General features: G+C 60.9%; 20 protein-coding genes. 6 read left to right on the top strand and 14 right to left on the bottom strand.

What is annotated here, in order from left to right; genetic code table 11:
- Nucleotide 1 precedes the first annotated feature (1 nt).
- Nucleotides 2–874, bottom strand: coding sequence for an FAD binding domain-containing protein (locus OKW45_RS37555; protein ID WP_429473774.1), 873 nt, complete (start codon nucleotides 872–874; stop codon nucleotides 2–4).
- A gap of 527 nt (nucleotides 875–1,401) precedes the next feature.
- On the opposite strand from OKW45_RS37555, the gene OKW45_RS37550 reads away from it, so the two are divergent.
- From OKW45_RS37550 to OKW45_RS37535, 4 genes are all read left to right on the top strand, one after another.
- Nucleotides 1,402–2,814 carry a DHA2 family efflux MFS transporter permease subunit gene (locus OKW45_RS37550; protein WP_429473773.1) on the top strand — a complete coding sequence of 471 codons (1,413 nt, stop codon included), beginning with the start codon at nucleotides 1,402–1,404 and terminating at the stop codon, nucleotides 2,812–2,814.
- Nucleotides 2,815–2,980: 166 nt separating this feature from the next.
- Nucleotides 2,981–4,513: an MFS transporter gene (locus tag OKW45_RS37545; protein WP_429474039.1), complete on the top strand. Its 1,533-nt coding sequence runs from the start codon at nucleotides 2,981–2,983 to the stop codon at nucleotides 4,511–4,513.
- Nucleotides 4,514–5,278: 765 nt separating this feature from the next.
- Nucleotides 5,279–6,733 (top strand): catalase, encoded by a 1,455-nt coding sequence (locus tag OKW45_RS37540; RefSeq protein WP_429473772.1) that lies wholly within the window; start codon nucleotides 5,279–5,281, stop codon nucleotides 6,731–6,733.
- Nucleotides 6,734–6,809: 76 nt separating this feature from the next.
- Entirely contained in the window at nucleotides 6,810–7,424 is a 615-nt protein-coding gene (locus OKW45_RS37535) for an ankyrin repeat domain-containing protein (protein WP_429473771.1), read from the top strand.
- 134 nt (nucleotides 7,425–7,558) lie between these two features.
- On the opposite strand, the gene OKW45_RS37530 is transcribed toward OKW45_RS37535, so the two are convergent.
- Entirely contained in the window at nucleotides 7,559–7,738 is a 180-nt protein-coding gene (locus OKW45_RS37530) for a hypothetical protein (protein ID WP_018422838.1), read from the bottom strand.
- Between the two features lie 240 nt (nucleotides 7,739–7,978).
- Here OKW45_RS37530 and OKW45_RS37525 point away from each other — a divergent pair, with 240 nt between their 5' ends.
- Nucleotides 7,979–9,145 (top strand): EAL domain-containing protein, encoded by a 1,167-nt coding sequence (locus OKW45_RS37525; RefSeq protein ID WP_429474038.1) that lies wholly within the window; start codon nucleotides 7,979–7,981, stop codon nucleotides 9,143–9,145.
- A gap of 164 nt (nucleotides 9,146–9,309) precedes the next feature.
- Here OKW45_RS37525 and OKW45_RS37520 read toward each other — a convergent pair whose 3' ends face one another.
- The 4 genes from OKW45_RS37520 to OKW45_RS37505 form a co-directional block, all read right to left on the bottom strand.
- Nucleotides 9,310–11,574: a xanthine dehydrogenase family protein molybdopterin-binding subunit gene (locus tag OKW45_RS37520; protein ID WP_429473770.1), complete on the bottom strand. Its 2,265-nt coding sequence runs from the start codon at nucleotides 11,572–11,574 to the stop codon at nucleotides 9,310–9,312.
- Nucleotides 11,574–12,026, bottom strand: a complete 453-nt coding sequence (locus OKW45_RS37515; RefSeq protein ID WP_026226223.1) for a (2Fe-2S)-binding protein — start codon at nucleotides 12,024–12,026, stop codon at nucleotides 11,574–11,576. Before OKW45_RS37515 ends, OKW45_RS37520 begins: the two co-directional genes overlap by 1 nt.
- A gap of 71 nt (nucleotides 12,027–12,097) precedes the next feature.
- On the bottom strand, nucleotides 12,098–12,409 hold the full coding sequence (locus tag OKW45_RS37510; RefSeq protein ID WP_429473769.1) for a high-potential iron-sulfur protein: 312 nt from the start codon (nucleotides 12,407–12,409) through the stop codon (nucleotides 12,098–12,100).
- 16 nt (nucleotides 12,410–12,425) lie between these two features.
- Nucleotides 12,426–13,424, bottom strand: a complete 999-nt coding sequence (locus OKW45_RS37505) for an aldo/keto reductase (protein ID WP_429473768.1) — start codon at nucleotides 13,422–13,424, stop codon at nucleotides 12,426–12,428.
- A 145-nt stretch (nucleotides 13,425–13,569) separates the two neighbouring features.
- Between OKW45_RS37505 and OKW45_RS37500 the strand changes: the two genes are divergently transcribed.
- Nucleotides 13,570–14,025: a winged helix-turn-helix transcriptional regulator gene (locus tag OKW45_RS37500; protein ID WP_018422832.1), complete on the top strand. Its 456-nt coding sequence runs from the start codon at nucleotides 13,570–13,572 to the stop codon at nucleotides 14,023–14,025.
- 295 nt (nucleotides 14,026–14,320) lie between these two features.
- Here OKW45_RS37500 and OKW45_RS37495 read toward each other — a convergent pair whose 3' ends face one another.
- The 8 genes from OKW45_RS37495 to urtD form a co-directional block, all read right to left on the bottom strand.
- Nucleotides 14,321–16,240 carry a nitric oxide reductase activation protein NorD gene (locus OKW45_RS37495; RefSeq protein ID WP_429473767.1) on the bottom strand — a complete coding sequence of 640 codons (1,920 nt, stop codon included), beginning with the start codon at nucleotides 16,238–16,240 and terminating at the stop codon, nucleotides 14,321–14,323.
- A 141-nt stretch (nucleotides 16,241–16,381) separates the two neighbouring features.
- Complete coding sequence (locus tag OKW45_RS37490; RefSeq protein WP_429473766.1) at nucleotides 16,382–17,182, bottom strand: CbbQ/NirQ/NorQ/GpvN family protein; 801 nt, start codon at nucleotides 17,180–17,182, stop codon at nucleotides 16,382–16,384.
- An 83-nt stretch (nucleotides 17,183–17,265) separates the two neighbouring features.
- The gene (locus OKW45_RS37485) at nucleotides 17,266–18,303 is read right to left on the bottom strand and encodes an aliphatic amidase (protein ID WP_026226222.1); all 1,038 of its coding nucleotides are present in this window, start codon (nucleotides 18,301–18,303) and stop codon (nucleotides 17,266–17,268) included.
- 99 nt (nucleotides 18,304–18,402) lie between these two features.
- The gene (locus OKW45_RS37480) at nucleotides 18,403–18,738 is read right to left on the bottom strand and encodes an FmdB family zinc ribbon protein (RefSeq protein ID WP_429473765.1); all 336 of its coding nucleotides are present in this window, start codon (nucleotides 18,736–18,738) and stop codon (nucleotides 18,403–18,405) included.
- 57 nt (nucleotides 18,739–18,795) lie between these two features.
- Nucleotides 18,796–19,974 carry a formamidase gene (gene fmdA, locus OKW45_RS37475; RefSeq protein ID WP_018422827.1) on the bottom strand — a complete coding sequence of 393 codons (1,179 nt, stop codon included), beginning with the start codon at nucleotides 19,972–19,974 and terminating at the stop codon, nucleotides 18,796–18,798.
- A gap of 52 nt (nucleotides 19,975–20,026) precedes the next feature.
- Nucleotides 20,027–20,281, bottom strand: a complete 255-nt coding sequence (locus OKW45_RS37470; RefSeq protein ID WP_018422826.1) for a hypothetical protein — start codon at nucleotides 20,279–20,281, stop codon at nucleotides 20,027–20,029.
- A 67-nt stretch (nucleotides 20,282–20,348) separates the two neighbouring features.
- Entirely contained in the window at nucleotides 20,349–21,038 is a 690-nt protein-coding gene (urtE, locus tag OKW45_RS37465; protein ID WP_018422825.1) for an urea ABC transporter ATP-binding subunit UrtE, read from the bottom strand.
- 54 nt (nucleotides 21,039–21,092) lie between these two features.
- Nucleotides 21,093–21,836, bottom strand: a complete 744-nt coding sequence (urtD, locus tag OKW45_RS37460; RefSeq protein ID WP_018422824.1) for an urea ABC transporter ATP-binding protein UrtD — start codon at nucleotides 21,834–21,836, stop codon at nucleotides 21,093–21,095.
- Nucleotides 21,837–21,857 lie beyond the last annotated feature (21 nt).

The following is a 21,857-nucleotide window of genomic DNA, read 5'->3' as shown; positions in this document are numbered from 1 at the left end:
CCTAATCGGGTTGCGTAACGCCAGCGGTTATCCGCTGCAATGCTCGCGCGAGGAGCGCCTTGACGAGATCGCGCCGATACGCGGCGCTGATGCCTGGCTGATCGTGCACCTCGACGGCGTCTGCGACTGCCTGGGCAATCCTGCGGACGCCCGGCGTATCGGCCGTTTCGCCGACGAAACCCGCAGCGAGGCCGTCAAGCACCAACGGCACGTCTGCCACACCGCCTACGCCGATCCGCAACGACGCGAACCTGTCGCCCGCGAGCACCGCGGTGACAGCGCAAGCCGCGATCGCGAAATCGCCGTGCCGTCGGCTAAATGCTTCGAAGGCATGCCGCTCGCCCGGCAACGCCGTCGGAAAGCGCACCGTGCGAATGATTTCGTCGACCGCCAGATCGGTGGTCATCACCGCGATCAGAAACTGTGCCGCCGGCACCTCCCGGCTGCCTGCCGGCCCGACAATCTCGATGCGTGCGCCTAGCGTGCTCGCAAGGAGCGGCAATTGCGCCGCGGGGTCAGCATGCGCGAGACTGCCGCCGAGCGTCCCGCGCTGCCGGATCGCGTAATGTCCGATCGTCGCCGCCGCTTGAGCCAGTAGCGGGCAAGCAGCGCGCACTGTGCTGCTGGTGGCCAGCTCGTGATGGCGCGTCATTGCGCCGATCGCCAGCGTATCGGGTTCAAGCGTGACGCCCTTGAGTTGAGGCAGCGCATTCAGATCGACCAGATGCGCCGGTTGCGCGAAGCGCATATTCATCATCGGCGCGAGGCTTTGTCCTCCGGCGATCAGCTTGGCGTCAAAACCGTGAAGAGCCAGAAGCGACAGCGCGTCGTCGAGCGTGCTCGGCCGGTGATACGAAAATGCGGTGGGCTTCATACGCGTTGCGCCTGCGCACTCAGGCTACGATTCCGGGCGATGACAGGCAACCCGCGACAGCCCCCGCCCGCCGATAACCGAGGCGATCGACGACGGCCATTCCCGCTTCGCTTGACGCTGCTCATGAGTCGCTCCAGCCGCGTGCGCGGCGCTGTTCACCCCGTGGGATAGCTACCGCTTCAGCCATCGCTTCGGAAACGAGGATATCGCCGATAAATTAAATCGTCAATTGACGACTAAATTTCAAATCGGGAGGATCGTTGTCGGTCCACCGTGCAGGCCGTGCATCAAAGTGGTGCCACTACTATGTTTATGGGTTTTTCACACACGTCTTCACATGACGACTTATGATTTGATAGAGTACATCGTCCTGAGGCATGAACCGGTGTCGCCATGCTCCCGGTCCAGCCGTGCACTATCTCGGGTCATCGCGAAGCGAGCGCTTCATCTATGACCGTCGGCATCGGCCACCCCCCGCGCCAGGGCGTTTGCGGGCCTTTCACTCAACCCGTTCCGGTTTTCCGCTCATGTCTTTGTCAAGCCGTCAATCGGTCATCATCGCGTTGATCGTCGCCAGTGCCTATTTCATGGAGAACCTGGACGCTACGGTGATTGCGACAGCGCTGCCCCACATGGCCGCCACGTTCGGCGTCACGCCCGTGAGGCTGAGTATCGGCATGACCGCCTATCTGCTCGCGCTCGCGGTTTTCATCCCGATCAGCGGCTGGGTGGCGGATCGCTTTGGGCAACGCTCCGTGTTCGGTAGCGCTATCGTCGTGTTCACCGGCGCGTCGATACTTTGCGGGCTCAGCAACGGTCTCGTCGAATTCACGGCCGCGCGGATCCTGCAGGGACTCGGCGGTGCCATGATGGTGCCGGTCGGCCGGCTCGCCGTGCTGCGCAGCACGGAGAAGCGTCACCTGATGCGCTCGATCGCCTACATTACCTGGCCCGGGTTGGCCGCACCGGTGCTGGGTCCAGCGTTGGGCGGCTTTATCTCGACCTATTTCAGCTGGCGCTGGATCTTTCTGCTGAACGTACCGATCGGCCTGCTGGGCCTGGCGCTCACCGCCACGTTCATTCCGAACCACTGCGAATCCAGCCGTCGTCCGTTCGATTTGCCCGGATTCGTGCTTAGCGGAGTCGCGCTAACCTGCCTCATGTACGGCATGGAACTCGTCGGGCAACTGCATGGCGACTGGCACATCGCGGCCGCGGCGCTGACCGGTGGCGTGCTCGCCGCAGCCTTCGCGGTACGGCATTTCCGACGTGCCGAACATCCGCTGATCGATCTCGCGCCGTGGCGAATCCCGACCTTTCGCGCGACTCTCGATGGCGGTTCGTTGTATGTCGTCTCGGTCAGCGTTTCGCCCTTCCTGTTGCCGCTGTTCTTCCAGCTCGGTTTCGGGCTGAATGCGTTCGCCGCCGGTTTGCTGGTGCTCGCTTACGCGGCCGGCAATCTGGCCATGAAGACCGTCACCACGCCCATCCTCAAGCGCTTCGGTTTTCGCAAGGTAATGATCGTCAATGGCCTGCTCACTGCCGCCACCATCGCGCTGTGCGCCCTGCTCTCGCCGGACACGCCGCGCGCGCTGATCATGCTGGTGCTGCTGGTCGGCGGGCTATGCCGATCGATGCAGTTCACCAGCATCAACACGCTCGCATTCGCGGACGTACCGCCGGCGCGGATGAGTTCGGCGAGCACGTTTTTCAGCATGGTCCAGCAGATGACCATCGGTCTCGGCATCGCATTCGGTGCGATCGCGCTGCATGCTGCAGTCCTGATACATGGCGGCCACGCGCAGCTTTCGCTTGCTGATTTCCGGGTCGCGTTTCTGCTTGTCGCGGCGCTGGTACTGATCTCCGTGCTGTACTTTATCGGCCTCGAACCGGATGCCGGCTGCGAGGTTAGCGGCCATGCGGGAGCCGCATCGCGGTAGTGCGGAAATTGTATCGAGCGCGTTAATGGCGACTGGCCTAAGTTAAACAGAGAGAGAGTCCGTGCAGAATAACCCGGGTACGCCATGTACGAGTTCACAAGCCGCCTCGCCCCACGCGGCGCCAGCAGCTGACAGCTCAGTCGCTCGCAGCGCGTCGCAACAGGCGCTGATCCTCGCGGGCGTTTGTATCGCGGTGCTTGTGCTGCCGCTGAATTTCGGCGGTGCGGCGGTGTCGGCGCCGACTATCGGCACCGCACTGGGAGGCAGTCCAGTGGCAATCAACTGGATCCTGAACGCGTTCATGCTGAGCTTCGGCAGCAGTCTGATGGTCGCCGGAGCGCTCGCGGATCTGCTCGGACGAAAACGTGTATTCGCCGTCGGGGTAGCGCTCTTTGCAGCGACATCACTCGGGATCTCCGCCGCGCCGAGCCTCGTATGGGTCGACTTTCTGCGCGCGCTGCAGGGCATCGCGGCCGCGTTGGTGCTGGCCGGATCATCGGCAGCGCTTGCCCAGGAATTCGACGGGCATGGCCGCGCTCGCGCGTTCAGCATGCTCGGCACGACTTTCGGCGTGGGCCTGGCGCTGGGTCCGCTTCTCGCCGGGTTTCTTACGCAAACATTCGGCTGGCGCTCGTTCTTCCTGGCGGACGCGGCTATCGGCTTGACGGGCTTTGCGCTCGGCGTTCCAAAGCTGAGGGAATCCTACGATCCGCACGCCAATGGTCTCGACTGGCCTGGCGCCATCAGCTTTACCGCGGCACTGACCCTGTTCACCTTCGGCCTGCTGCAAGGGCCGGAGAGCGGCTGGAGCAGTCCCCTCATCGTTGCACTGTTCGTGGGTGCCGCGGTCATGGCGATCGCCTTCGTCTGGATCGAAGGTCGTGTTACCCGGCCTATGCTCGATCTGTCGTTGTTTCGCTATCCGCGCTTCGTCGGTGTGCAGGTACTCCCGCTTGCGACCGCATTCTGCTACGTCACGTTGCTGCTTGTCTTACCGACGCGATTCATCGGCATCGAAGGACATACCGCGATCGGCGCGGGCTTGATGATGGTTTCGCTTTCGGCGCCGATGCTGATCGTGCCGCTCACCGCTGCGCATCTCACGCGCTGGATGTCGGCCGGCGTCATCTCGGCGATCGGCCTCGTCATTGCGGCCATCGGCATGCTCTGGTTCAGCGGTATCGGACTTGATGCGTCAGCCGCTGTCCTTGCGATTCCGCTGTTCGTGATCGGTGTCGGTGCGGGGCTGCCGTGGGGACTGATGGACGGCTTGTCAGTCAGCGTTGTTCCAAAGGAACGCGCCGGCATGGCGACGGGTATCTTCAGCACGACGCGCGTGGCGGGCGAAGGCATGACCCTCGCGGTGGCTAGCGCGATACTGGCAGTGCTCACACGCTTGCGACTAGCCGATGCACTCGCGGGATCTCCCGGCGCGTCGGCTCGTGCCGTCACAGAAGCCGCCCAGCGCGTGGCCACCGGCGATCTGGCACATGCTGCGGCACTTCTGCCCGCACTCGGGGCGCCTGTACTCGTGCATGCGTACGACGGCGCGTTCCGGGTACTGCTCCATATGCTGGTGGCAATCACGCTCGCCTCCGCGATCATGGTGCTTGGATTCCTTGGCCGCACACCATCCGCGACGAGCCCAGATAATGCCAGCCCGGCGCTTTCCGGAGGTGAAGGGATCGCCGACCGGTGAGACGCGCGCGGCTGCATTGGCGAAGACGCAGGTTTCGGCAGCGAAGGCTTCCACGGATGAAGCCACAGGTAAGGCTTCAACCACGACTCATGACTGAATCCTGACCGACGCATTACCGATCCGGCTCTTTGACATTGAATCTTTATTCATGTCAATTCAGTCAATGTATTTTTTCCACAGCAATAAAGATTGACAAAATCACCAGCTAATTCTATCGATCCAGCGCATTAGCATAAGATACTTTACCAATTAGAGCAGTGGGCTCTATTGCCAATTTCAGAAAGACAGTTTTTCCAACTTTTCGGACGTTCACGACGCATTCTTTGCGGGCCAACGCGACGATCCAGTCCCGCCTTGCATGATCTATCTATCGCCGAACTCTAGCCCCCTATTCACGGACTGTTTCCGAAGAAGAGCAGTGTCGAGAACGTGCTCAGGCTCCCTTCCTGGAGATCCTGCAACCCGATCTTTGTCATGCCTCTCTGCAGTATTCCTTGCTAAGCCAATTCAGCCATACCACATAATTTAATCTTGGCTGCTTTCATTTTTTATCATCATTTTTTAGTCTTGAAAGAAATCGACCTCCTATTGCAGGCATAGAGAAAATAGATTGGCACTATGAAAAGTCAAATCATAGGATGTGCCTGGTTTCCTCCTGTCCTGAATTGGGATCACAACGTGAAATTACGCACGACACAAATCGCAGCAAGCATTCTTTCCATCGCCTCCGCAATCGTCACTGTGCAACCCGTGTACGCTGAAGATATGACGCGCGATAGTGGCTCGCCGGTCGGCGACAACCAGAACTCCCAGACCGCCGGTCCTGAAGGTCCGGTACTGCTGCAGGACTCGCATCTGATCGAGAAGCTGCAGCGCTTCGACCGGGAGCGCATCCCGGAGCGCGTCGTTCATGCGCGCGGCACGGGTATTTTTGGCGAGTTCACGCCGACCGCCGATATCAGCGCGTTGACCACCGCCAAAGTGTTCACGCCTGGCACGAAGACCCCGGTCTTCGTGCGTTTCTCGACCGTAATGGGCTATCGCGGATCGCCTGAGCAGGCGCGCGACCCGCGCGGCTTTGCAGTGAAGTTCTATACGCAGCAAGGCAACTGGGACGTCGTTGGCATCAACTGGCCGATCTTCTTCATCCGGGACGCCATCAAGTTTCCGGACTTCGTGCACGCAAACAAGCCGTCCGCCGTGACGGGCGTGCAGGATCCGAATCTGGCCTTCGACTTCTTCGCCCATACGCCGGAAGCGACCAACATGCTGACGCACCTCTACACCGACGAGGGAATGCCTGACTCATACCGTCACATGGATGGCTTCGGCGTGCATGCGTTCAAGTTCGTCAATGCCAAAGGCGAGGTTCACTACGTGAAGTTTCACTGGAAGAGCCGTCAGGGCATCGAGGGAATCCGTCCGCAGGATATTCCTCATTCGATCGGCGCCGACTGGAATCTGATGACCGACGACCTGTACAACTCGGTCAAGGCGCATTCGTATCCGCAATGGGATCTGTACATTCAGATCCTTTCGCCTAAGGATCTGAACAAGTTCGACTTCGATCCGCTTGACGACACGAAGGTGTGGCCGTCGTCGATCCCTGAGCAGAAGGTCGGGACGATGACGCTCAATCGGGTTCCGGATAACTACTTCCAGTCAACTGAAGAATCGGCATTCGCGCCGTCCCGCCTCGTGCCGGGCATCGAGCCTTCCGAGGACCGGATGCTGCAGGGTCGTCTGTTCGCATACGCCGACACGCAGATGTATCGCCTGGGACCGAACTACAACGATTTGCCGATCAACCGTCCTGTTGTGTCTGTGTACAACAATAATCAGGATGGCTCGATGAATTCCGGCGATCGCAAGGCTGAGGTGAACTACGAGCCTTCCAGCATCGCGGAGATCTCGCAGCAGGCCAGGTATAAGTCCGTGCAGACGCCGCTCAGCGGAACGACGCAGCAAATGGCGATTCACAAGACGCTCGACTTCCGTCAGGCTGGCGAGTTCTACCGGACGCTGTCTGAAGCCAACAAGGCGGATCTGGTCACGGCATTGTCGGGCGATCTGGGCCGTGTAACAAACGACGCAAACAAGTACACGATGCTGTCGTACTTCTACAAGGCTGATTCCGATTACGGTACCCGCCTCGCACGCGCCACGCATGCGGATCTCTCACGTGTGCAGGATATGGCGTCGCATCTTGGCGATAACTGAAGCCAGTAGGCAACGCAGACGGGGCCTGCGCAAGCAGGCCCCGTCTGCCTGAATACGATTTCCGACGGAGAACGTCATGCGAGATTTCTCTACTGCGCGGCGAGTAGTTCGAAACGCAGCCGTGGCAGCGATAGCCGCACTTCTGACCGCGAGTTGTGCGGAGCACGTTTATCGGCCAGCAACATATTCCGGCACGGTTGATACGCGGGCATACACCGATGACTGGTTCGCCGCCGCGCGCGAAGGGCGAACCGATATCGTTCAATTGCTGATCGACGCGCACTATCCGATCGAAACCGCAACGCCCCAGGGATATACCGCGCTCATTCTTAGCGCCTACGACAATCACCCGGACACGCTAAGGGCGCTTCTTGCCGCTCACGCCAACGCATGCGCCGCCGACAAACACGGCAATACCGCGTTGATGGGTGCACTGTTCAAGGGCGAAACGAACATTGCGCAAATATTGCTCGAGACGCGCTGCTCTATCGATCAAACCAACAACGCAGGGGAAACGGCGCTATCGTTTGCTGCGCTGTTCGGCCGGCTCGATATGCTCCCGGTGCTGGTGGCGCACGGAGCGAACGTCAATCATGTCGACGCACGCGGCGGCACCGCGCTGCAAATGGCCGTCTCGCAACACAATACCGCCGCAGCCGATGCGCTGCGCCAGCTCGGCGCTACGCAGTAAGGCGCTACGCAGCAATGTGGAGGAACGCGATCAGCTTTCCGGAAACTTGACCGGAGAAGTTCCGTTCCGCCTTTTTTACTCGCTCAAAAGCGCGCCGGGTTCATCCATGCTCGATTCGCAACCCAGCTCTGCGTTCACGCGAAAGTATTGATGATGCTTCCAACCATGCCGTTTGTACTGACAGGCGGCGCGCTCGCAGCTTCCGCTTCGACGAGAGCCAGGGCGCCGCTTTGCGGCGTATGCGCGGCAACGCCCTGCGAGGACTGCTGCATCACTTGCATGGCCACGCTTGCGGCCGTTTGCGTAACGTTCATGATCTTTCCTTTATTGAAGACGCAGACGTTAGCACGTCTTCCAATTTTGCGCAGATCTCACCAATTGAATTCGCTGCCGCTGGTAAGCGCGGAAAATCGCGCTGCGGGTCTGGATGACACGAATGTCATCTTGCCGACTGATTTGCGACATGCAGGAGCCGGTATGTTGATACGTCGCTCAGAGGCCTATGTGAATTTTCGAAAAGAGTAAGCAAGAAGGAATACAACGGGTTGTCTTCAATGACGGAAATAACGGCCGTAGTCAGCATTCGGATTGCAGATATCACGCGTCTGACCGACATATTCGGCGAGGAATCAACTCAACAGGCTCTCGCTCAGTTCGGCGAGGAAGCAACGGCTTTGCTAAAGCGGTTGCTGGCTCAGCATCAGGTCATTGACCAATATCGTTCTGATGTCGACGGACATTGCTCTGCATGTTTCCGTGTGCTGTCGGGAGGCTTGCCGCGTGATGCCAGCGAAGCGGCGCAGGCCATAGAAAAGGCAGGGCGTCATCTGATTCGCGAGCGGCTACTTGCCATTTTTGGCGGCGGGACAGGCGCCCGGATCAACTACGATCTGTCGGTGTTCGTTTTGCCTTCCGAAGCACTCTCAGGAGATGCCAAAACAGGTTGGATTCAATGGACGAAAGATCGATCGAGATCCCAACCGAAACATCAACATAAGGACCGGGACAACTCATCGACCAGAGTGAGAGCAATTCTGCGCGAACGCTCCGTACAGACCGTGTTGCAGCCGATAGTGCGCATTAAAGACGGTGCAGTGACGGGTTTTGAAGCCCTTTCAAGAGGTCCGCAACGGACGCCATTTGAACGCCCGGACGCGCTGTTCGGCGCGGCCCATGCGGCCGGCTGTGCCGTGGAGATGGAATTATTGTGTGCCGAATTGGCTCTCGAGCGCACCAAAGGCAAGCTGCCGCCCGGGAAGTTTTTGACCATCAATCTGGGCCCGGATGCCTTGACCCTTGCTGCGGAAAAACTGCCGTTGGCAGGCCGGCAGGAAGTTATGTTCGAACTCACCGAGCACTTGCCGCTCGACGAAGCCGAGGGTTTGCGAGACGCGGTCGAACGCCTGCGTACCATCGGCATTGGCTTGGCCCTGGACGACACGGGCTGCGGGTTCGCAGACCTCGATACCGTCCGCCTGTTGAAGCCAGAAATCGTCAAACTGTGCATTACAGTGATCCGCAATGCCGATAAGGGTGCGCCCTTTGCAGCCGCTATTCGCGCGTCGGCTGAACAGCTCTGTAAGCTCGGCTGCAAGGTGCTCGCTGAAGGTGTCGAAACGGCAGGCCAGCATGACGCATTGCAGAACTGCGGCATCGAGCTTGCGCAAGGGTGGCTTTACGGCAAGCCGGCGGCCGTTGCGTCAATGCCAGGCGGCAGGTGACGCAACGGCGGGTTCGCAGAACGATTTCGAAAGAGCTGGCGCGCACCGAAGTGCACTGAACACCGCAGCCCGCGCGCAGCGTTCCGTTGACGCAACAGTTCTATCGTTTAACGCTGATGTCATTCCCACGATAGGCAGCCGCTCGAACCCGTTGCGTTTCGCCGCTACGCCCGTTTCAGCAGCGACGTATCCACCGGTAACGCACGAATCCGCTGGCCGGTCGCATTGAAGATCGCGTTGCAGATGGCCGCCGAAGTCGGCGGCACGCCCGGCTCGCCAACACCGCCAGGCGGCGCATTGCTCGGCACGATATACACGTGTGTCTCGGGAACGGAATCGATACGGGCAACCCGGTAGTCCGTGAAGTTCGATTGCTCCGACGCACCGTTCCGGAAAGTGAGTTCACTGTATAGCGTGTTGCCGAGCGCCATCACCACTGCGCCCTCGAACTGCGCAACAACCCGATCGGGATTGACGATGCGCCCACAGTCGACGGCCAGGTCGACGCGTGTCACACGCACCGAACCGTCGTCGGCCACCTGCACATGCGCGACAGCGGCCACGTAACTCAGGAAGCTGCGATGTACCGCAATCCCGCGCCCATGCCGCGCCGGCAATGCGGTCGACCATCCGGAGCGCACGGCGGCTGCGCGAACCACGGCCGCATAGCGGGCGGTGTCGATCGGATACTCGTCGATCGACGCGCCGTAGTTCGGGTAATCGACCCCCAGTGCATGCAGATCGACATGCCGCGGCGTGCCGAGCAGCGTGAGCAGGTGCTGCACCGGATCCTGCCGCGCGGCCGCCGCAAGCTCATCGACGAACGACCCTAACGCGAAGCCGTGGGGAATGTTGTACACCGATCGATACCAGCCGATGCGCGTGTGTGCGGAGGCGGCGCCGTTCTCACACCGCACGTTGGCGATGTCGTAGGGCATATCGGTCACGCCCTGCCCCAATTCCCCCGCCGCCCCATAGCGGACATCCGCCTTGAACGTCGAACTGATGGACGGAAACACCGTGCGGTGCAACCACGCGACCGTCTTGCCGTGCGCATCGAGCCCGCCTTCCATGTGCTGGGCGCACACCGCATGGAAATAGTCGTTGTGCACATCGTCTTCGCGAGTCCACGTGAGCTTCACGGGCGCGCCGACTTCGCGTGACAGGAATGCCGCCTCGGCCACGTAGTCAGGCTTGGACTTGCGGCCGAAGCCGCCGCCCAGTAACGTGACATTGATCGTTACGGCCGGCTCCTGCAAGCCGAGCACCTGTGCCACGGTCGTGCGAGCCTGCTGCGGATTCTGCGTCGCGGTCCATACTTCAACCGCGCCGTTTGCATAGGACGCGGTCGCGGCGAGCGGCTCCATCGCCGCGTGCGCCAGGTGCGGCACGTAGTAGTCCGCCGAGACATGGTGGGCGGCGCTCTTTAGCGCAGCCGCTGTGTCGCCGTTGTTGCGAACGATTTTGCCCGGCTGCCGCGCGGTGTCCTCGAGCGCCTTGCGATAAGCCTGACTGTCATACGATGCATTCGGCCCAAGGTCCCAGTCGAGCCTCAATTTCCGCCGCCCTTGCATCGCCGCCCAGGTGCTGGTCGCCACCACCGCGACGCCGCCCAGCGGCTGGAAACCGGCGGGGAGCGGCGCGGCGGGAATGCGGATCACATGCAGCACGCCGGGCACTTTCATCGTTTCCGTCGAATCGACGCTCTTGAGCGTCGCGCCATAGACCGCCGAACGTTCGATCGACGCGTACGTCATTCGGGGCAACACGACATCGATACCGTACGTCGCCCGGCCGTGGACGATGTCGTCGAGATCGACGATCGGCAGCGACTTGCCGATATAGCGCCAGGTACCCTCGTCTTTCAGATGCAGCGCGTCACGGCCCGGCACCGGCTGACGCGCCGCCGCCGTTGCGAGCGCGCCGTAGGCCACGCGCCGCCCGCTCGCCGCGTGCACGACATGACCCGGCTCGGTGTGGCAGGTCGCCGGCGCCACGCGCCATTGCACGGCGGCCGCCGCCACGAGCATCTGCCGGGCCGTGCCGCCTGCTTCGCGCAACGGCTGGAAGAACTGGCGGATGCTGCGCGAGCCATCGGTATTCTGGTCGCCATACTTCGCATCGCCTTGCGCCTGCACGACCTTCACGGCGTTCCAGTCGGCGTCGAGCTCGTCGGCAAGAATCATCGCGAGACTGGTGCGGATACCGGTCCCCATCTCCGAACGATGCACGACCAGAATGATCTCGCCGGACGGCGCGACCGAGACATACACGTTCGGTGCGAAAGCCCCTTTCGCGCCGTTCGCGGACGACAGCACGCTCGCCGCGAACGCGGTACCCGCGCCGCCGATCTGCAAGCCCAGCACAACCCCGCCCGCCAAGGTCCCTTTCAACACCCCGCGCCGGCTCACATTGACGATTTCGCCCATCACGCCTCCGATGCCGCGGCCTTGATAGCGGCCTTGATGCGTTGATAGGTGCCACAGCGGCAAACATTGCCGGACATCGCTTCGACGATCTGCTCGTCACTCGGCTTCGGCGTCTGTTTGAGCAGCGACGCGGCCTGCATGATCTGTCCCGGCTGGCAGTAACCGCACTGCGGCACATTGGCGGCTTTCCACGCGCGTTGCACTGGGTGATCGCCGCCTTTGCCGAGTCCCTCGATGGTCGTTACGGGCTTGCCCTGAACATCCGCCAGTGCGGTCACACACGAACGCACAGCGACACCGTCCAGATGGACCGTGCATGCGCCGCACGCACCGACCCCGCAACCGAACTTGGTACCGTGCAGCCCGAGCAGATCACGGACTGCCCACAGCAGCGGCATGTTCGCATCCGCATCGACGTTGTGATGAACGCCGTTCACAATGAGTTCCATCAACTGATTCCTCGTAGTCGACGCGAACGGCACGAAGTCGTCATGCGCCGTATCGCTTTACCCGCACAAGCCGATCAGGCTCTCGCCTGATAGGCGTTGCACCATCCCGCGCCGTTCACCTGCTTCGCGCCGAATAGCGCGCAAAGCGCGCTCGTGTCGGCTGGCTTGCCCTGATAGAACTGGCAATTCGAACAGCGCTGGGTGGCGCTGAAGCGCGGATATTTCGCGTGATCGACGCGCGATGCGTCGGTCCGGTAGCCGAGCGCCTGTGCGGCCGGATCGCTTTCCTGAAGCTGCGTGGGCGCGGCCCACGCCGTGCCGCCGGTTATTGCCAGCGCCGCGGCGCCAACGGTATGCACAATGAAAGTTCGTCGATTGGTTCGCATGTTCAATACACTCCTTTCACGCCACCAGAACACGTTGCGGCGGTGCCATAAACTCCGGGCCTACCGGGTCCTTGACGAATTGCGAGACGATCGCGTCGATTTGCGCGAAGGCCTTGTCGTCGAGTCGCCAGCCGAACGCGGCCTCGAGTCCGTCCAGTTGCGACGGACGGCGCGCACCCCACAGCGCAATCGTCGGGCCGCGGTCTAGCACCCAGCGCACGGCAAGCGCAAGCACCGACTTGTCGAAGTTATCGCGCGCGAAGACGTCCAGTGCTTTCACAGCATCGACATACTGCTGACGACGCGGCGCACGGAACTTCGGGTCATGTTGACGCAGATCGTCGCCCTCGAAGCGCGTCTCGGCGCCGATGCGCCCTGCCAGCAATCCGCGGCACAGTGCGCCATAGGCGAGCGCAACCAGCCCATGCTGTTTCACATAAGGCAGCACATCGCGGTCGATGTCGCGTTCAAACAGGTTGTAAGGCGGCTGCGTGGTGGACAGCGGCGCCACGCGTCGGAACGCGTCCATTTGCGCCGCAGAGAAATTGCTGACGCCGAGCGCGCGAACCTTGCCTTCCTTGCGCAGGTCGTTCAGCACCGCGGCCGTCTCTTCGATTGGCACGAGCGGATCGGGCCAGTGAACCTGGTACAGATCGATGTAATCTGTCCGCAAGCGCCGAAGTGTATCCTCTACTTCATGACGAATGCGCTCCGGCGAAGCATTGCGAAATACCTTGCCGTCCTGCCATTCGAGAGCGACTTTAGTCGCGATGACTGCCTTGTGTCGATATCCATCGGCCAGCGCTTTGCCGACGATTTCCTCCGACGCGCCGAAGCCGTACGCCGGCGCCGTGTCGATAAGGTTCACGCCGCTGTCGAGCGCCCGGCGGATCACCGCAATCGAGTCCTTCTCATCAGTGCCGCCCCACATCCATCCGCCGATCGCCCACGTGCCCAGGCCGATACGCGAGACAGGCGTCGATAAACCCTCAACTTCAATTGTTTCAATAGTCATGCGATGCTCTCTGGTTAAAGCGCCGCATCCATGTCGAATGCGGTCCGAGAAAATGCGACGTGCCCAAAGGACGGGCAGGCGAGTCGATTATTTCAGCCGCATCCGGCGATCACAAGAAGGCACCTGAAGGTTCCATACTTTCCCCATGGAAACAAATTGCTACGACGGCCCTCACGCCGCCGAGAACCCACAGAAGAAAACCGACGACCTCGCGCGCAACGTCATCGAGCAGATCGCCGACAAGTGGACGATCCTTGTGATCGACGCGTTGGGCACACATGGCGAGATGCGTTTCTCGCGGCTACGCGATGAGGTGGGGGGCGTCAGTCAGAAGATGCTCACGAAGACCTTGCGGCAACTCGAGCGCGACGGTCTCGTCACGCGCTATGTGCATCCCGTGATACCGCCTCGTGTCGACTATCAATTGACACCGCTAGGACGCAGTCTGCTCGACAAGATTTGTGGGATCTGGGACTGGGTTGAAGCGCATATGACGGAAATGGAATCGGCGCGACGACAGTTCGATCTCGGCGAAACGCGTACCGATCGCGCTCCTTCGAACCGGGACGGGGAGTCCGGCCCGGAAACCCGTTTGGAATAGTCGAACGGGCACAGTCCGGTTGACCACCAACTTCGCGCAAGACGTTGCGACGAAAAAGACGAAATCGCCCGAATGACGGCCAGCCACAGCCGTCCCGCGGGAGCCGGCGACCACTTGGCATCTGGACGAATGTTCGTGGCGTTGCGCGGTGAGCCCTATCTGCTATCGTCAGCGGTCGACAAGCACGGTGTCGGACTGGATGAACTGCTGGCTTCCGCGAAGGTCAGGTCTCACCGTAAGCGGATGCGTACTTTCGACCCACAGGCGCTATTGTCGATTGCTGTCGACCCATCGCTTAGAGGCGCACCAGTTTCGCCAGGACGGACTTCAGGCGCTGCTGTAAAAAATCCGGATCCACCGCGATCAGATAGTTCCCTTGTCCGAAAATTCGACGCACATACGAGTCGGCCTGCGTGTCCAACGCGATGCAGAAGCAGCGGATTCCAGCCCGCCTCGCATCCTGCACCGCGATCCGCGCGTCTTCGACCAGATAGGCATCGCGTGTCACGTCGATGTCCGCGGGTGCGCCATCCGTCACCATCAGAATGGCGCGGATGCCCTCCGACTGGTCCTCGATTAGCGCGGTCGCATGGCGCACTGCCGCGCCGAAGCGGGTTGACCAGGCGGCCGCAGCGCTGGCCAGGCGTTGGCGTGAAACCTCGCCAAACGGCATATCGAAATCCAGATAGCGTTCATAGAGGACGTGTTTTCGTGTGTTGGAGGCAAAGCCATGAACGGCCGCCCGGTGGCCGCCTTGCCGGGCCAGCGCGACTGCGTGCAGAGCAAGGGCTTTCTCGGTTTCCAGCACGCTGACCGAATGCAAGGCCAACTGGCTCGCGCTCGATGCGGACACATCCAGCAGTAACAATACCGACGCTTCACGCACGCGCCTTCCGGGATTCTCGAAGACACGCTCATCGATATTGCCGCCTTGTCGCCGGCTTGAAATCGCATCGACCAGTGCATCCAGATCGAAGCGTTCCCCCTGTGGCTGACGCTTTAGCCGCACCGACCGGTCGAGTTCGCCTCCGCTCGCGAGGCCGCGCAAGCGCGCCCTGCGCATTTGCGTAATCGTTGCGTCCGGCTCCCGCCCGGACTTTTCGTACAGCGTGCACCAGTTGTCTCGCAACGTTTCGATTCGCTCGTCCCATTCCGGGTAGTTCACGCTGCGCGTCGCCCCCCAGGCCAATGCTTCGGCGGGCGACGCGTCCTGCGGGTTCACCGCACTACTCCCGCTGGCCGCATCGGCCGATATACCGCCAGGCAACAATTGCACCGTGACTGGTTGCTCTAGCGCGGCATGATCGGATGCCGCCTGCTCACCGTAATCCCACAAATAGCTATGGTCATCGCGGTACGCCGGAGCGGCGGCGTAGCCGGGCAAGTCGAATTGCACGCGCATCTGCCCCAGGTCGTTAGCCAGCACGGCAGCAATGCTGTGAAACGCAGCAACATCGTCCAGGCACTCGCGCTGCGCGTCGAACAGACGCCGGCCTTTATTCACCCAGAAGTTGTCGTCCTGATAGTGCGGATCGATCAGCGCGCGACTCAGCCGCGCAAGCAATGCGGCGCAGCCGAGGCCGTCGGCCGGAGACGCGCCATGCAGGCTGCGCCAAAGCATCTCCACACCGGGATAGCGGCGCGCCAGCAGCGCTTCGACCCGTGCATCCTCGAGCAAGGAGATCACCGTCAGCGCGAGCGGCTTGCGCGCCGCAGCGGGTTGAGCCGCGGGTGAGAACAACAGATGGGCAACCGCATGGGCGCTCGCCGCTCGCATCAAGCCGCCTCGATCCGGGCAGTCGAGGAAGGTGTACGAATCCGGCAACGCCAGCATCATGCGTGTGAGTACCGGACGCGCCGGCGGCCCGTTCAGCAACCCTTGCCGACGGGTACCGATAGCGACGGTGAGACCGCTCAAGCCGAACAGGTAAGCTTCCAACGCCGCGGGTGCGGGTTGTTTGGGACGCCCTGCAGCTTCCCAGTTCAGAATCTGCACCGATAGTGCGTCGCTGCATGTGAAATAGCGCAGGCGCGCCGCACGCTCGCCGGCGTGGGCGCGTAGACCGGCAAGCGCCCATCCATAGAGGCCGGGAACCCCGGCCCTTGCCAGCAGGAATTCGATTCGGCCTAGCATGGGCGGCACGCAATCAGGCGCGGCCCGCTCGAGGTCGCCGAGCACTTCAAGTAACGCTACCTGCGAAGCCTCGTCCAGCATGCGGCCTAGCGCCTGGCGATAGGGGGCAAGACGCGCTGCATCGAATGCGGCAGACCGATCCGCAACAGCGGGCGCGGAGCTTACTCCGTCCCAGCGCGCAGACGCGCCGGCGGCTTGACTGGCGAGGGTTGGCGGCATTGTCTAGCCGAAGTGCGCCTCGACAAATCCGTCGAGCGCTTCGAGCATATCGGGGTCGTCCGTCAGCGGAAGGCTGAGCGCCACCCGGCAGGCCAACCGCGCCGGCTGGCCGTCGCCGATCAGACGCGCGGCATGGATCAACATGCGGGTCGAAATACCTTCGTCCAGCCCTCTGCCCCGCAATGCCCGCGAGCGGGCCGCTATGCCGACCAGTCCCTCGCACACGGCGAGCGCCGCGCCGCTTTCATGGGCTACGATCCTCGCCTCGTGATCGGCTTGCGGATAGTCGAAATCGAGCGAACAAAACCGCTGCCTTGTCGATTGCTTGAGGTCCTTTGAAATGCTTTGATAGTCGGGATTGTATGAGACCACCAACTGGAAATCCGGATGCGCGTGGACGGTTTCGCCCTTCTTGTCGAGCGGCAGCAGGCGTCGCGTGTCGGTCAAAGGGTGGATCACGACCATAGAATCCTGGCGCATTTCCACAACTTCATCGAGGTAGCAGATCGCGCCATGGCGCACGGCCAGTGTTAGTGGACCGTCTTGCCAGAAGGTGCCCTCTGGGCCGAGCAGGTAGCGGCCGACCAGGTCGGCCGCGGTCATGTCCTCGTTACATGCGAGCGTGATCAAAGGACGCTTCAGGCGCCACGCCATGTGCTCAACGAAACGTGTCTTGCCGCAGCCGGTCGGGCCTTTGAGCATCAGCGGCAAGCGCAGGCGATAGGCCGATTCGTATATGGCGATTTCGCTATCGACCGGTTGATAGTACGGCTCTTCGGTCAGCAGATAAGGCGTGATGGACATGGCGAGTCGTATTGCGTCGGGAAAGCACGCCAAGGGACAATCTTGCAGACACATGGCATACCACGACGCCATGTGGCCGGCCTTTAGCGGTGGCTGGGTTCCTGATTGGGAATGCCCTCGATCGGACACTCCGGTGTGCCCACCGTGCTGCGCGTGAACGATTCGACCGTTTTGCGGGTTCCTTCCGGGTCGTTGATCCATCGGGAATAAAAGTTATACGGACAGGCGGCGACACCCTTGACGTCGTCGCCTGAATTGATGGTTCCCGTATAGCCGCGGTGCAGCAGCTTGAACAAGTGGTTTTGCGACTGCATGTTCTTGCGCGCGTCGCGAATCAGACTGACTGACAACTCCGCGTATTGAATGCCCATTTCCTCCTCGCCGCACTCGCCGAGCGTTCGGCCGTCGAAGCCGACGATTGCCGAATGGCCGAAATAGGAATAAACACCATCGAAGCCGGTAGCGTTGGCCACCGCAACATACACGTTGTTCATCCACGCCATGGTCTTGGCCACCATCACCTGCTGCTCTTTGGCTGGGTACATGTAGCCCTGACAGCGCACAATCAGTTCCGCGCCCTGCATCGCGCAGTCGCGCCAGATCTCCGGGAAATTGCCGTCGTCGCAGATGATCAGGCTGATCTTCATGCCCTTGGGACCGTCCGAAACATACGTGCAATCGCCCGGATACCAGCCCTCGATGGGCACCCACGGCATGATCTTGCGATATTTCTGCACGATCTCGCCGTGGTTGTTCATCAGGATCAGCGTGTTGTAGGGTGCCTTGTTCGGGTGTTCTTCGTGACGCTCGCCCGTCAGCGAAAAAATGCCCCATACGTTGGCTTTGCGACAGGCGGCGGCGAAGATTTCAGTCTCTTCGCCGGGAATGGTCGACGCCGTTTCGTACATTTCCCTGGCGTCGTACATGATGCCGTGAGTCGAATATTCAGGAAATACCACGAGATCCATGCCCGGCAGACCGCGCTTCATGCCGACCAGCATCTCGCCGATCTTGCGTGCATTGTCGAGAACCTCTGCCTTCGTGTGCAGGCTCGGCATCTTGTAGTTGACCACCGCTACGCCCAAACAATCGTTGCTGCTCGATATATCGCCGTGTCGCATACCTCATCTCCCGGGCAAGCTCGCCCATCACTTCTGTCCATGTACCAATCGATCACGTCCCGGCAGTGGCCGGCACCTTGAAATGTGCCACCACGCCCCTTAGCCGCACAGGCTGCAATTGCCGCCTTTGCAGACATGCAGGACGCTCGAGCGTCCCGCCCCGGCGCGCGTTCCGGGGCCTGTCACGCCCGCTCCGGTCAACTGTTCGGCCTGGCTGCGCGGCCTCCATTGTTCGGTGACGCTGACCTGCACGTTGCGTGCGGTAATCATCGTTTCCGGCTCGACGCTTTGCTCGCAATAAGGACACTCGACGGGATCGTCGCGCCTGGATACGGCGAGCAGTTTTTCGAAAATGCCCTCACATGAGGGACAACGCATATCGTAAAGAGGCATGGCAAGGAACCCGATTCGACCGTCAAAAAGGCCGGCGCGCAATGCGCCGGGTGTCGCGGCGGAATAACTATGTCCGCCGCCTGTCTGTCGATCTCCTCGTCAGTTCCTGTGGCCCCAGAAGGCACGATCGTTGAGCATCCCGGTCGGGGCGATGTTCTTCTCGAAGATGGCGAGCGGCAACGAGACGGTGGCGGAGCAATTCGGAATATCGACAATGCCGCCGATGCGCCCTTCGACAGGCGCCGCGGTGAGCAGCATGTATGCCTGCGGTCCGGTAAATCCATGCTGCGTCAGATAGTCGATTGCCTTCAGGCAAGCCTGGCGGTAAGCGACCGTCGCATCCATGTAGTAGTTCTTGCCGTTCTCGACGCTGATGCCCTCAAACGTCAGCCATTGGTCGTAGTGCGGCCTGACCGGGCTCGGCATGAAAACCGGCGCGCTCAGGTTGTACTTGGCCATGCCCCCTTTGATCAGGTCGAAGCCGACGTGGGTCGCGCCGTCCATTTCAATCGCGCCGCAAAAGCTGATCTCGCCGTCGCCTTGGGAAAAATGCAGATCGCCCATCGAGAATCCCGCGCCTTTGACGTATACCGGGAAGAAAATCCTGGTCCCGCTGGAAAGGTCCTTGATATCGGTGTTACCGCCATGTTCACGCGGCGGGACCGTGCGCGCGGCCTCTTTTGCCATCCGGTCGAACGCAGCTCCGCTCACGCCGCGCAGCACGGCGGTACGCGGCTCGGGCGGTTTGGCAAGACCTAGTGCCGCCAGCGGTGCCTCGCGGCGATTCCATTCGGCCAGCAATTCGGCGGACGGCAGACAGCCCATCAGGCCAGGGTGCGTCAACCCGGCGATGCGTACGCCCGGAATATGGCGCGAGGTCGCGTACAAACCCTTGAGGTCCCAAATCGCCTTGGCCGGATCGGGGAAATAGTCACCGAGAAAACCTCCGCCGTTGCTCTTCGCGAATACGCCGGAAAACCCCACCGGCGTGATCGGTTTGATATCGAGCAGATCGACAACCAGCAAGTCGCCTGGCTCCGCCCCTTCGATATGGAACGGACCGGTCAGCGGATGCGCACGGGTAAGGTCGATGTCGCGCACGTCGTCGGTGCCGTCATCGTCCTTGATTTGCGCATCGAGAAAATCGAGCGACTCGATGATGATTTCTTCACCGGGCTTAACCGTCGACAGAAACGGAATATCCGGGTGCCAGCGGTTATGGCCGAGTTCGGCTTGCTCGGCAAGCGGCACGCCAGGTTTAATAGTGAAATGTTGCATCTATTCTCTCCGTGGTATCACATTGCAATTGCACTGCGGCTTAAGTCCCGACTCAGGCAGCCGGATAAACACATGCGGCGCAGCCGGCCTGATAGCCGCCGTTGACGGTGTCGTCCTTGATCTGCGTACAGACCTTGGCTGTCCATTCGGCTTTTTCCAGCACCGTGCCGTCAGGCAACGTGCCGCCGCGTGCGTCGACGCGCAGCTGGCAAACCGGGCAGGTCTGCACCGACGCAGCGCTACGACCTTTATGGCGGTCGGTAAAGCCGGCATGGCCGAAGCGGTTGTAGTACATGTAGCCAATCATCTTGCTCACTCCTCGCCAATAAGCAGCGCGCGCCGGGTTTGCGCGCCGCATCGCATAATTTTGGATATCAAACGGACAGGTAACTGCTGATCTTCGCGATATCGACTTCGTCGCGCCGGTTCTCATGGACGAAGCGGCCCTTCTCGATCACGAGCAAACGGTCCGCAATTTCCATCGTGAAACTGAGCACCTGCTCGGAAACGATGATGGTGAGTTGCTTGAGCGTGCGGATCTCCTTGAGGGAGCGGGCAATGTCCTTGATGATGGAAGGCTGGATTCCTTCAGTAGGCTCATCGAGCAGCAGTACCTTCGGATTGGTAACAAGCGCGCGCGCAATGGCGAGTTGTTGCTGCTGCCCGCCCGACAGATTGCCGCCGCGGCGATCGCGCATATCGTAGAGAACCGGAAACAGATCGAATACCTCCGCTGGCACCTTGCCGCGCGCCGAGTTCGGCAGACCCGCCTTGATGTTTTCGAGCACGGTGAGGGTCGAAAAAATCATTCTGCCTTGCGGCACATACGCGATCCCATGCGCGACTCGCTCGAACGCTTGCAGTTTTGCGACGTCGACGCCGGCCACTTCCACCTTTCCCGCACGGCACGGCAGGATCCCCATCAACGATTTGAAAAAGGTGGTCTTACCCATGCCGTTGCGCCCCATCACTGCGACGATTTCGCCGGCGGCGGCGCTCAAGTCGAGCTGATGGATCACTTCGCTCTGACCGTAGCCCGAGACCAGTCCGCTAACGTTGAACATAAGGTGTTCCTTTTGATATGCAAAGTTGCCGTGCTGGCGCTGCAGGACCGAGCTTCAATGCCCGAGATACACTTCGATGACTTTCGGGTTGGACTGCACCGCTTCCATGCTGCCTTCGGCCAGTACCTTTCCCTGATGCAGCACAGTGACGCGGTGCGCGATGTTCTTGACGAACTCCATGTCGTGCTCGATCACCACCACCGAACGATTTTTTGCCACTCGCGCCAGCAGTTCGGCCGTCTTTTCACGCTCGGACACGCTCATGCCAGCAACCGGTTCGTCCAGCAGCATCAGTTCTGGATCCTGCATAAGCAACATGCCGATTTCGAGCCACTGCTTCTGGCCGTGACTAAGCAACTCGGCGGTGTGATCCAGCATCTCTGTGAGGAATACTTCCTCCGCAATCTGGCGCACGCGTTCGTCGACGTCGGCCGTGCGCCGGAAAGCGATGGCACCGAAAACACTGCGTCCTCGGGGAAAAGACACTTCGAGGTTTTCGTACGTCGTAAGATTTTCGTAGATCGAAGGAGTCTGGAACTTGCGGCCTATCCCGGCGCGCACGATCATGTGCTCGCTCATCTTCGTCAACTCCAGTCCTTTGAATTTGATGCTTCCGCCGGTGGAGCGCGTCTTCCCGCTGATCAGGTCGAGCACGGTCGTTTTGCCCGCGCCGTTCGGACCGATCACGACACGCACTTCGTTGCGGTCCACATAGAGGTTCAAGCCGTCCACAGCCTTGAAGCCATCGAATGAGACCGTCAGGTCCTCAACCGATAAAACAAAGTCTTTTTGAGCCATGATGTTCTCTGTATTTGCGGG

The sequence above is a fragment of the Paraburkholderia lebeckiae genome (genome assembly GCF_050436225.1).
Lineage (GTDB): Bacteria > Pseudomonadota > Gammaproteobacteria > Burkholderiales > Burkholderiaceae > Paraburkholderia > Paraburkholderia tuberum.
This window is presented reverse-complemented; position numbering and strand designations above follow the sequence as displayed.